This window comes from Clostridium sp. 1001270J_160509_D11 (genome assembly GCF_015667935.1).
Lineage (GTDB): Bacteria > Bacillota > Clostridia > Peptostreptococcales > Peptostreptococcaceae > Intestinibacter.
This window is the reverse complement of sequence record NZ_JADPET010000088.1, coordinates 1-11,751: the sequence shown is the minus strand read 5'-3', so window position 1 is coordinate 11,751 and position 11,751 is coordinate 1. Positions and strand designations below refer to the sequence as shown.

At 26.8% G+C, this 11,751-nt stretch carries 10 protein-coding genes and 1 other annotated feature; of the genes, 1 reads left to right on the top strand and 9 read right to left on the bottom strand.

The features are described from left to right. Positions 1–147: 147 nt before the first annotated feature. Positions 148–702, bottom strand: a complete 555-nt coding sequence (locus I4U58_RS09080; protein ID WP_195930980.1) for an NADH peroxidase — start codon at positions 700–702, stop codon at positions 148–150. 181 nt (positions 703–883) lie between these two features. Between I4U58_RS09080 and I4U58_RS09075 the strand changes: the two genes are divergently transcribed. After that, a complete protein-coding gene (locus I4U58_RS09075) occupies positions 884–1,495 on the top strand; it encodes a manganese efflux pump MntP family protein (RefSeq protein ID WP_195930979.1) in 612 nt (203 codons plus the stop codon). An 87-nt stretch (positions 1,496–1,582) separates the two neighbouring features. Here the strand turns inward: I4U58_RS09075 and vanT are convergent, their stop codons facing one another. From vanT to dnaG, 8 genes are all read right to left on the bottom strand, one after another. Then, the gene (gene vanT, locus I4U58_RS09070; protein WP_243269597.1) at positions 1,583–2,746 is read right to left on the bottom strand and encodes a serine racemase VanT catalytic subunit; all 1,164 of its coding nucleotides are present in this window, start codon (positions 2,744–2,746) and stop codon (positions 1,583–1,585) included. A gap of 158 nt (positions 2,747–2,904) precedes the next feature. Next, the gene (locus I4U58_RS09065; RefSeq protein WP_195930977.1) at positions 2,905–3,204 is read right to left on the bottom strand and encodes a hypothetical protein; all 300 of its coding nucleotides are present in this window, start codon (positions 3,202–3,204) and stop codon (positions 2,905–2,907) included. An 82-nt stretch (positions 3,205–3,286) separates the two neighbouring features. Continuing rightward, positions 3,287–5,323, bottom strand: a complete 2,037-nt coding sequence (locus I4U58_RS09060) for an ATP-binding protein (protein WP_195930976.1) — start codon at positions 5,321–5,323, stop codon at positions 3,287–3,289. A 272-nt stretch (positions 5,324–5,595) separates the two neighbouring features. Further along, entirely contained in the window at positions 5,596–6,147 is a 552-nt protein-coding gene (locus I4U58_RS09055; protein ID WP_195930975.1) for a tryptophan transporter, read from the bottom strand. 217 nt (positions 6,148–6,364) lie between these two features. Continuing rightward, positions 6,365–6,607, bottom strand: a binding site (T-box leader). A gap of 66 nt (positions 6,608–6,673) precedes the next feature. Continuing rightward, on the bottom strand, positions 6,674–7,771 hold the full coding sequence (locus I4U58_RS09050; protein WP_195930974.1) for a Nif3-like dinuclear metal center hexameric protein: 1,098 nt from the start codon (positions 7,769–7,771) through the stop codon (positions 6,674–6,676). Between the two features lie 10 nt (positions 7,772–7,781). Beyond that, positions 7,782–8,474 carry a class I SAM-dependent methyltransferase gene (locus I4U58_RS09045; RefSeq protein WP_195930981.1) on the bottom strand — a complete coding sequence of 231 codons (693 nt, stop codon included), beginning with the start codon at positions 8,472–8,474 and terminating at the stop codon, positions 7,782–7,784. 83 nt (positions 8,475–8,557) lie between these two features. Then, positions 8,558–9,715 (bottom strand): RNA polymerase sigma factor RpoD, encoded by a 1,158-nt coding sequence (gene rpoD, locus I4U58_RS09040; protein WP_195930973.1) that lies wholly within the window; start codon positions 9,713–9,715, stop codon positions 8,558–8,560. Between the two features lie 18 nt (positions 9,716–9,733). Further along, the gene (gene dnaG, locus I4U58_RS09035; protein ID WP_195930972.1) at positions 9,734–11,548 is read right to left on the bottom strand and encodes a DNA primase; all 1,815 of its coding nucleotides are present in this window, start codon (positions 11,546–11,548) and stop codon (positions 9,734–9,736) included. Between the last annotated feature and the right edge of the window lie 203 nt (positions 11,549–11,751).

Below are 11,751 nucleotides of genomic sequence, written 5' to 3'. Positions count from 1 at the left end.
TTATATTAAAATTATATAATATTGAAATTCACAAAAACTAATTTGGAATGATTTAAGTATTTTTAAATAATTTTAAAAGTAAATTTTAAATTACATCTAAATACAAAAGTTATGGGATATAAAAATATACCCCATACCTTTTGTATTTTATTTTTTATATTCGCCGAAATATCTTTCTAATAGTCCTAAAAATGCTTTACCATGTCTAGCTTCGTCTTTACACATTTCGTGAACTGTATCGTGTATAGCATCAAGTCCTAATTCTTTTGCTTTTTTAGCTAATTTTAATTTACCTTCAGCAGCTCCATACTCAGCTTCAACCCTAGCAGTTAAATTTGATTTTGTACATGGTTCTACTACTTCGCCTAGAAGTTCTGCAAATTTAGCAGCATGCAGAGCTTCTTCTCCTGCTATTTTATCGTAAGCTGCACCTATTTCTGGATATCCTTCTCTATCTGCAACTCTACCCATGGCTAAATACATACCTACTTCTGTACATTCAGCTAAGAAGTTTGCTCTTAAGTCTTCTACTAATTCTTCGTCAATTCCTTTAGCAGAGCCGACATGATGTTCATCTGCCCAATCTAACTTATCTTTTTTTTCTATGAATTTATCACTTCCAACACCACAGACTGGACATTTTTCTGGTGGTTCTTCACCTTCATATATATAACCACATACTGTACATACCCATTTTTTCATATTAAAACCTCTCCTTTGTATTTTACTAAGAATAGATATAAAAAAAATTTCATATTTATTTATATATTCTTTTATGTATATTTACATATTAGATAAATTATTTACATCTAATTCTAGGTATATTTTGGTCTAATCACTCAAAAAATATACACGAATATACAATTTATCTAAGGAGGTCTCTATGAGTTTTCTTAATATTTTTTTAACTGGATTTGCACTTTCTATGGATGCATTTGCAGTCTCTGTAACTAAAGGTATAACTCTAAAAAATATAAATTCCAAGATTGCTTTTAAAATTGCATTTTCTTTCGGCTTTTTCCAAGGTATAATGCCTTTTATAGGTTGGTTTTTAGGAATTAGATTTGAATCTTACATAAAATCTATCGACCACTGGATAGCTTTTTTCTTACTATCTTTTATCGGTCTTAAAATGATTCTTGAAGCTGTTGAAAGCAATAGAATAGATTTTAAAAATGAATCTGAAAAAGACACGTATATGAAAAGTATATCGACAATAGACAATAAAGAAATTCTTATATTATCTATCGCTACTAGTATAGATGCACTAGCTGTAGGTGTGAGTTTTGCATTTTTAAGTATATCAATCTTTCCTGTTTGCTTTAGTATTTTTCTTATAACTTTAATCGTTTGCTTTTTAGGAGTATTAATAGGTAAAAAATTAGGCTCTGTATTTAAAAATTACGCTCAAATTATAGGTGGAGTTATTTTAATCTTTATCGGCGCTAGTATATTAAATGAACATATTCATTTTATATCGAAAATATTTTATTAAAAATAAGACATGCTATTTTTATATGGTTTATATAAAAAGTATTCCTATAATTTTATTATATACAGGAATACTTTTTATACGTTTATCTTATAAATGATATACTCTATTAACACGTTCACCTATAACACTAAGTGTCTCATTAGTTATAGTATTGCTAAGTAAGCTTATCTGATTTACAGACAGATAATTATCACCATCTTGTCCAATTAATGTAACAATATCGCCTTCACATACATCTATCCCACTTACATCAATCATCATTTGGTCCATACATACATTTCCTATTTGTTTTGCAAATTTTCCATTTACTAAGACTTTCATATCTTTTTTAGATATAAGTCTTGATAATCCATCTGCATAACCTATAGTTATAGTAGCTACTTTTACATGCTCTGTGGCAGTGTAGTTGTTTCCATAGCCGACTGACTCTCCCTGTGTTATTTCTTTTACCATAGCTACCTTACATCTAAGAGAAAGTGTCGCCTCAAATTTCATATTATCTGGAAGATGATTTAAGGTATCGTCTAATGGGTCGCTTGGAACTCCATACAGTATTATACCTGGTCTGACTAAGTTGTAATGTAAATCCCTATAAGTGACTATTCCGTAGCTATTTTGAAGATGTATATTTTTAGGGTTATACCCATCTTCTTTTAATTTATTTAATATAAAGTCAAAGTTGGAAATTTGTTGTTTAGTAAATTCTATATCAACTTCTAAATTACTGTCTGATCTAGATAAATGAGAAAAGATTCCTTCTATTTGAATATTATTTAAATCAAACATCTTTTTTATTAAATCAAGATGTTCCTTTGGTTCGCCTAATCTATTCATTCCTGTATTTAATTTTATATATCCCTTTACTACGCCTGGTAGTTTATTTAATTCTTCTGCATATTCTTCGCTTACTAATGTTTGACATAAATCATACTTGATTAATTCGTCTTTTCGACAACAAGGGGTCCATCCCAAAATTATTATTTCACCTTTTATCCCACTTTTTCTGAGCTTTATAGCTTCTTCTATAAAAGCAACTGCAAAATGTTTTACACCTATACTCTCAAGATATTTTGATACAACTATATCTCCATGACCATATGCATTAGCTTTTACAACACCAATTATATCTACATCATCATGCAAAAGTTTTCTTATAACTTCTACGTTGTGTTTAAGTTTTGATAAATCAATTTCTGCCCATGCTCTAAAATTAGATGTATCAATTTCATTTTTATTATTATAAATTTTCATATCCACCTTGATTCCCCCTATATATTTAATTTTAATATTATACATAAAAATAGATATGCCATAATCTTTTTAATTAAATTATAACATATCTATTTTGTTTAGTTTTTTAAGTATTTGTTTTAATACTTATTTATTTTTATTTTGATTTAAACTGTAGTTTATAATCTCTCATGTAGAGTTTCATTTTCTGTTGTCAGTCTTCTAGAATTAAATTCGTCTATTTTTTCTTTTAATTCTGGATCATATTCTGTATTTTTTTTTGTATCGTCTTCTCCTTTATCTTTTTCGTCCATTTCTTCCATTTCTAATTCTTCTATTATCTTTTCTATTTTTCTGCATTTTATTTTTTTGCATATTTTTACAACAACTATGGAAGCAACGGCAAGTATACCACCTATTACTAGGCCTTTACAACAACATTCCTGTTGTTTTTTTCTTTTATCATCACAACAAAACATCACTAATCACCTCATCAGTTTAAATTAGTAATAGTATTTGTATTTTAAAAAATAATATTTTATATAAAATCAAGAAATATTATCAGCTAATATCAGACATTTCTAGATTTACCTTTTCTTCTAAATGTTGTGATATATCGTATACTTCTTCTATTCCATTTTGATTTTTAGATTTTTTGAAAATAAGTCTTACTGTAGTTCCTTTATCAACTTCGCTTTCTATATTTATCTCTCCATCTAAAGCATCTACAAGTTTTTTGACTATACTAAGTCCGATGCCACTTCCTTCTTTTATTACAGCATTTTTGTTTTCCATTCTCTCAAATCTGTCAAATATAGTGTTTATTCTGTCCTTAGGTATTCCAATTCCACTATCTATAACATCTATATATACTTTTTCTTTTCGGTCTTTTACAATCACATCTATATTGCCATTTGGATTATTATATTTTATAGCATTAGAAAGTATATTTAACATTATTCTTTCCATCTGGTCTATATCTATATCGCAATATAATTCTTCTTGTTCTGCATCAAATACTACATCTATTTTTTGTCTTTTAGCAAAATTTATAACAGACATTGTAATATCTTCTGTAATAGAAACTATATTTACACGTTTTTTATGTATTTCAACTTTATTATTCTCTAGTTTTGTAGAATCTATAAAGTTATTTATAAGTCTAATAAGTCTATTGCAGTTTTGCTTTATAAGCTTGTTAAACTCTAAAATTTTATCATAATCTCCTTTTTGTAGGTTTAAATCTTGTATTTGAACGGTTGAGTATATTACATTTACAGGTGTTTTAAATTCATGTGATATATTTGACAAAACTTCATCCCTTGTTTTCTCCATTACATCTCTTAATTGTAATTCTCTTTTGGCATCTTCTAATTTTATCTTGTCTTCTATACTGTCTATTATGGAAACTTGAAATGTCTTTTGATGTACAGTTTCATAAAATCTTATTTCTTGTGCTTCAAACATCACGTTATTATATGAAAATCTAGTGTGAATTACACTTTCTTTTTTTTCGTTTTTATCTATAGATTTTATTGTTTTATCGTATTTTTCTCTATCTTCTTTATAAATTAAATCCGATATATTTTTATTTATTATATTTTCCTCAGAATCTAATTTAAATAATTTTAGTACTTTATTATTTACAAACATTATCTTGTGTTTGTGAGATATTATTATCCCACTGGGCATGTTTTTTAAAAGCTGTTCATAGATTATTTTGTAGTATTCCATATTGAAATTTACTTCTTCTATTTTTTCTATATTTTGTTTTAGTTTTTCTCTTTCATCTAATAAATTGTAGTAAAGATTTCTATTTGGTCTTTTTATAATATCTCTAAAACATATAGTATATACTAAATATACATGAATAAAATTTAAAAATATAAGCCCTATGCAGTTGAGCTTATTGCCAAATGATGTCTGTGGATATATATTTGTAAATTCTACAGCACCTAAGAAAATCATAAATAATAATATGATAATTCTACATATAAATAAAATCTTCATATCTCTTATAGTGTTATAATTATAAAATTGTTTATTTAACTTATCTATTTTTAAGATGCAATATATATACTTGATTAAAAAAATACTGCAAAATATATTTTTAACATAATCAGATATATCAGGTATTATGCTTGTCCAAGTTATAAGTATATAAAGTATTGGTATAAATATCGCAATTACATTAGCAATATTATTAAATTTATATATTTTATTTTTTTTACTATAAATATACACAAATAAAATATATAGTGAAGCTTGTACGCCTAAATTAACTAGCGTAATTTCAATTTCTTTATTTAAAGTATCATAATTTAAATTATCAAATACATATATTGCAAATAATGCATTCGTTATTGAGACTATTCCAAAAATTCTAGCTAAATCCTTATAAATACCGTCTTCTGATGTGCTTAGTGTTACAATACTCATAATATACGCAAACATTCCAATTATTCCATTGATTATAATTAGGATAAGATACATATAATATATATTCATATCTTTTAAAACAGTAAAAACTCCCCCTATTATTAAAATATAAACCCCAACAAAGTCAATTAAATAACTCTTTCTATTTAAAAATTTCATAAAGTCCCCCCCTATAAACCTTATCGTATAAAAGAGCAAATCATATTTACATCCCTATATACCTTATATTATATTTTCTTTTTGCCTTTATTTACAAGTATTTTGGAGCATATTTTTATATAATATTAAATTTTTTTAATATATTGACATAAATTTCTCAATAATTTTATATTAACTTATATTTTATACTTATATTATTAAAATCAAAAATAAAAGAACACTGATAAAACAGTATTCTTTCATTTTGATTTTAATATATTATTTTATATTTATTAAGCATTTAATATTGCCTTTTGAACAGTTACATTTACTATTTTATAAATCAATACTCCCACTATTAAGTTTATAGCTACAGCTGGAACTACTACTGACATAAATAACACTGTGAAGTTTCCTGGAAGCCCGACTATTATTTGAGCTGCTGTTAAAAATATTGTTCCACTTACAAAAGTTCCTACTACCATCATTATACCTGTAACTATTATATCTTTAACTTTATCTCCTAAAGATTTTATAAAAGGAAGTTTATATGAAAGTGTCATAACTAAAAACATTATATTTGTAGTTATAAATTTATCTATAACATTTGGTATTTGCCCTCCTGGAAATGCACTAGTCATTCCTGCAAATATTCCTGCTATAATACCTGCTACTAAACAAGTTTTATAACTATCTCTATTTATAACCATAAGTGTAAATAACATTATCAATGTTGTATCTGGTTTAATTGTAAATATAGGTGGTGTTACTTGATGTAGTACTAACCCCATAGCTAATAATATCGCATTTAATGTTAATTTTCTCGTATTTGTTTTTGTTCTCATTTTTTAAAACCCTCCTAAAATTCTTATTTTTGAAATTTTCTTTAAATTCAATCTTCTCAAGTCCTTCTAATGGAGTTCACAACATTTTAACACCTCCTTTTTTCCTCATTTCGATACTTATTATAAATTTATCAACACTTTGAAAGTTTATAAATTTGTTTAATTTGTATTTTTATATTAATTTTTCTTAAAATTAAAAAACTCCGTCCTATTATATTAATAGGACGGAGATAATATCCGCGTTGCCACCTAGATTGTATATAAATATATACCTCTTATTAAAGTACTAACATACTCTTTCGCTATAACGTGCGATCACGGTAAAGTCTACTTTCAAAAGTTGATTTCAATTTACTCCTCTAAGGCCCATTCATTAAATTTCTTCTTGTCGAGATTCCACCATCCTCAACTCTCTATATTGAACCTAAATTTAACTACTCTTCCTTTTCAAAGGATTTAAGTTATATTATTCATACTTATATAGTATTCAGTTTTGTAAATTTTGTCAACAGTTTTTATATTTAAATTAAATTATTTTAAATGGATTTAGATAAATATCACTTTTAATTGTTTCAAATTCTTCAAAGCCATCTATAAATCTCTTCATAACATCTTTGAATATATCTTCTGTGTCAAAGTGTCCACAGTCAATTACATTCATATTTATATCTAGAGCATCTTGTGCTTCGTGATACTTCATATCTCCAGTTATTAAAACTTGAGCACCTTTTATTTTTGATAATTTAACTAAGTCAGATCCAGCACCTGTGCAAAGTGCAATTCTTTTTATTTTAGAATTTAAATCCCCAACTAGTCTTATCTTATCCATATTTAAAGTATATTTTATTTTGTTTGCAAGCTCTTCTAAAGTTATTTCTGAATCTAAGTTTGCAATTCTTCCTAGACCTTGTTTTTCACCTTCATTTTGAAGTTCATATACGTCATATGCTACCTCTTCATATGGATGTGCTTTTATCATTTCTTTAATTACTTTATTTAGTATGCTTTTAGGCACAATAGTCTCTATTTTAACTTCATCTGATTTCTCAACTTCGCCTATCTTTCCTATAAACGGATTAGTACCCTCTTCTGGCTTAAATGTACCTGTTCCTGAGATGTTGAAAGTGCAGTGGCTATAGTTTCCTATATAACCTGCTTTATTTTGCCCTAAAACGCCTCTAATAGCGTCTTCATAACCTTTTGGAACATATACAGCTAGTTTATATAATTTTTCTCTGTGAGTCTCTTCTAGTATCTCACAATTTTCAAAGCCCATAATCTCCATAAAGTAGTCATTTAGTCCGTCTTTTGCAATATCAAAATTTGTATGCATTGAATAAAGACTTATATCATTTTTTATTAATTTTAAGATAAGTCTTCCCTTTAAATCACCTGAGTTAACTCTATTTATTTTTGAAAAAATAAATGGATGGTGAGTTATTATTAAGTCCACACCTTTTTCTATTGCTTCATCTACTACTTTTTCATTAGCTTCTAATGTAACTAATATTTTTTTTACTTCTTGTTCGTATTCTCCAACTAATAACCCGACGTTGTCCCATGAATATGCTAAATTAGTAGGATATTTGCTTTCAATTTTATTAATTAAATTTCGAAGTTTCATATATTCCTCCTTATTTATTCAATAAATCATTTAATTCCTCTATCTTTTTATTTATAATAGATTTTCTATGAGAAACTGCATCTCCATCTTTTCCGTCTAATTTTCTTAATATGTTTTCGTTTATTCTTATTTTATTTCCTATAAAATCTTTAAGTAGAGGATCTTGTTTTTCTATTAATTTTTGACCTATTTCATAGTAAATAGGTTCTATATCTTGCTCCTTTAATCCTTCATATTTACACTCTATTATTTCGTATAATCTGTGTTCTTCTCTAACTAAATGTTCATCTATTATTTTGTATCCATTTTTGTATAAGAACATTCTAAGTTCTTCTGGAGCTTGCATAGGTTGAAGTATTAGCTTTTCAGTTGTGTGTGCAACTGCTTCATTTGCTTTTAATATATCGTTTATAAGCATACCACCCATACCTGCTATTATTATTTCATCTACTTCATTTGGTTTTAGAACTTCTATTCCCGAACCTAATCTCAAGTCAACTTTATCTATTAAGTTATTTCTCATAACTTCTTTTTTTGCATTATCTAAAGGACCTTTATTTACATCCCCTAAAATAGCGTATTGTATTGTATTTTTATTTAAAAGGTATACTGGTATATATCCGTGGTCAGTACCTATATCTGCTAATCTTTTATCTTTATCTACTAATGATGCAATCTTTAATAGTCTGTCTGTAAGTTTCAAATATTTCATCCTCTCTAGTTTAAATTGTGTATTTATAAATAATTATTAATTTAAAAATTCGCCTTTTCAGGCGAATTCTTATCTTAGTCTAAATAATCTCTTAATTTCTTAGAACGACTTGGATGTCTAAGTTTTCTAAGTGCTTTAGCTTCTATTTGTCTAATTCTCTCTCTAGTTACGTCAAATTCTTTACCTACTTCTTCTAACGTTCTAGCTCTACCATCTTCTAAACCAAATCTTAATTTTAATACTTTTTGTTCTCTTTCATTTAATGAGCCAAGTACTTCTTCTATTTGGTCTTTAAGTAGAGAATAAGCAGCAGCTTCTGCAGGTGCTAAAGCATCTTCATCTGGTATAAAGTCTCCTAAATGACTATCTTCTTCTTCACCTATTGGTGTTTCTAAAGATACAGGATCTTGTGCTATCTTCATTATTTCTCTTACTTTTTCTTCAGACATATCCATTTCTTTTGCAATTTCTTCTGGTTTTGGATCACGTCCTAATTCTTGAAGTAATTGTCTAGATACTCTTATTAATTTATTTATAGTTTCTACCATATGAACTGGTATTCTTATAGTTCTAGCTTGGTCAGCTATAGCACGAGTTATAGCTTGTCTTATCCACCATGTTGCATAAGTACTGAATTTAAATCCTCTTTCATAGTCGAACTTCTCAACAGCTTTTATTAATCCAAGGTTTCCTTCTTGAATTAAATCAAGGAATAGCATCCCTCTACCAACGTATCTTTTAGCTATACTTACAACTAATCTTAAGTTGGCTTCTACTAATCTTTGTTTTGCTACTTCGTCGCCTTCCATCATTCTCTTTGCATATTCTATTTCTTCATGCGGTTTAAGAAGAGGAATTTTCCCGATTTCTTTAAGGTACATTCTAACTGGGTCATCTATGCTTATTCCTTTAGGAAGAGATAAGTCTATTTTATCCATTTCTACATCGTCTTCTTTTTTAAGTTCGTCATCAGATACTCCATCAAAATGATCGTCTACCATTAAATCGTTATCATTATCAGAAAAATCAACATCAGCTTTTTGAGTTTTATCTTCTATTATTTCTATACCTAAGTTCCCAAGTGTTTCATAAAGATTTTCTACTTGGTCTTTGTCTAGTTCTGTCTCCGAGAATGCTTCCATAATCTCTGATAATGTTAAAGAACCTTGCTTTTTACCTTTGTCTATTAATGTTTTTGCCGTTAACCTTTTATTGTCTTTTTTACTTGCCATAAATACTTCTCCTCCTTTCTATAAGTCTTTTTTTATTTTTTCTTTTTTCAAAATTTCTAAACTTAAATTCATAATTTTCTCATCTACCTCTTTCGTATTGCCATTGGTTTTTTTCAATAATTCAAGCTTGCTTGATAGCTCTTTTATTTGATAGGACATTGATTTTATCTCATTGTCTATTATATTTTTCTTAATTTGTTTAATTATGTTTTTAGTGCTCTCAAGAGTATAAGTATTAATTTCTTCAATTTGGATATTTTGTATATTGTTTACATATTCTTCAGATATGTTTAAACTTTTAATTTTGTCAATAGTTATTTTGTCCAATTCTCTATTTTTAATTATGTAATTAAAAATTTCTTTTGTTTCATCAAATAAAAACTGTTGTTCATTTATATCTTGTAATACAGATTCTCTCAAGTTTTTGTTTTCCATCAATAACTTTATAAACTTAGCTTCTACTTTTAGATAACCATCTTGGATTTTTGACATTTGTTCTATTTTTTTATGAACATTTGTATTTCTTTTATTAGTTTTATTATAATTGCTATTTACTTTTATTCCTACACTAGCTCTAATTGATTCTATACTTATATTTGTTAAATCACTCAAATATTTAGCGTATAAATCTTTTTCTATAGGACTTTTTAATTTTTTCAACATAAAAGTTGCTTCTTCTACAAAGCTCATTTTTTGACTATCGTTATTTAAATTGTATTTTTTCTTTAATATATCTATTTTATATTTAATATAATAGTCTGAATCTTCCATTGCCTTTTTATACCCTTCAAAACCATATTTCTTTATAAAATCATCCGGGTCTTTGCAATCTTTTAAATTTAATATTTTTACTTTTATATCTGCTTGTAGCAAAATATCAATTGCTCTTAAAGTAGCATTTTGCCCTGCTTGGTCTGAATCATAAGATATAATAACATTCTTTGCAAATTTTCTAATTAATCTCGCTTGTTCTATTGTTAAAGCCGTCCCTAAAGTAGCTACAACATTTTCTATATTATTTTGATAAAGTGAAATTAAATCCATATATCCCTCAACTAGGATTAATGTATCGTCTTTTATACTTTTTTTAGATATATTAAGTCCATATAAATTTAATCTTTTATTGAAGACTAAAGTCTCCGGTGAATTTAAATATTTAGGAAGCGAGTCGTCAAGTACCCTCCCCCCAAATCCAATCACTTTTCCATTGTAATTAAATATAGGAAACATTACTCTATTTCTAAATCTATCAAAATACTTATTTGTCTCAGTTTTATGAGTAACTAGACCACATTTTACTAAATCTGTTTTATCATAGCCTTTAGCAAGCAAATAATTCATCAGGCTATTCCATGAATTTAGCGAATATCCTAATCCAAATTTTTTGATTATTTTATCGCTTAATCCTCTTTTCTTTAGGTATTCGTATCCTGGATTTTTTGTACCTAATAAATTTGCAAAATAAAATCTTGCCGCTTCTGTGTGAATTTCTCTAAATTTATTTATTTCTTGTATTTTTTGCTTTTCTTCTTCGCTTATATTTCTTTCTAAAGTAATTCCACATCTTCTAGCTAATATTTTCACAGCATCCATAAAGTCTACATTTTCATATCTCATTACAAAACTAATTACATCTCCACCAGCATTACATCCAAAACATTTGTATATTTGTTTTGACTTACTGACCATAAAAGATCCTGTCTTTTCTGAATGGAATGGACATAATCCTGTGTAATTTGAACCCGAGCTTTTAAGTTGCATATAGTCTGATATTACGTCTACAATGTCACATCTACTTTTTATTTCTTCTATAATATCTTTTAAATCATTCAAATTTATCACCTTCCGGTGTTATTTTTTATTAACATTTCTATTTTACCTTATAATACATATTTGTCAAATACTATTATACATAATTCGACTTTTTTTGTTAAATTCCTTCTAATAAAAATTATTTTTTATAATTTATTTACTGTTTTTTTTGTAATAATATAATTTTGTATATATTTAAATAGTAATTTTAATATAAATTAAAA

Excerpts from the sequence above, each read along its gene's own strand:
- I4U58_RS09080 (WP_195930980.1), bottom strand. The coding sequence starts at position 702 with ATGAAAAAATGGGTATGTACAGTATGTGGTTATATATATGAAGGTGAA.
- I4U58_RS09075 (WP_195930979.1), top strand. The coding sequence starts at position 884 with ATGAGTTTTCTTAATATTTTTTTAACTGGATTTGCACTTTCTATGGAT.
- vanT (WP_243269597.1), bottom strand. The coding sequence starts at position 2,746 with ATGAAAATTTATAATAATAAAAATGAAATTGATACATCTAATTTTAGA.
- I4U58_RS09065 (WP_195930977.1), bottom strand. The coding sequence starts at position 3,204 with ATGTTTTGTTGTGATGATAAAAGAAAAAAACAACAGGAATGTTGTTGT.
- I4U58_RS09060 (WP_195930976.1), bottom strand. The coding sequence starts at position 5,323 with ATGAAATTTTTAAATAGAAAGAGTTATTTAATTGACTTTGTTGGGGTT.
- I4U58_RS09055 (WP_195930975.1), bottom strand. The coding sequence starts at position 6,147 with ATGAGAACAAAAACAAATACGAGAAAATTAACATTAAATGCGATATTA.
- I4U58_RS09050 (WP_195930974.1), bottom strand. The coding sequence starts at position 7,771 with ATGAAACTTCGAAATTTAATTAATAAAATTGAAAGCAAATATCCTACT.
- rpoD (WP_195930973.1), bottom strand. The coding sequence starts at position 9,715 with ATGGCAAGTAAAAAAGACAATAAAAGGTTAACGGCAAAAACATTAATA.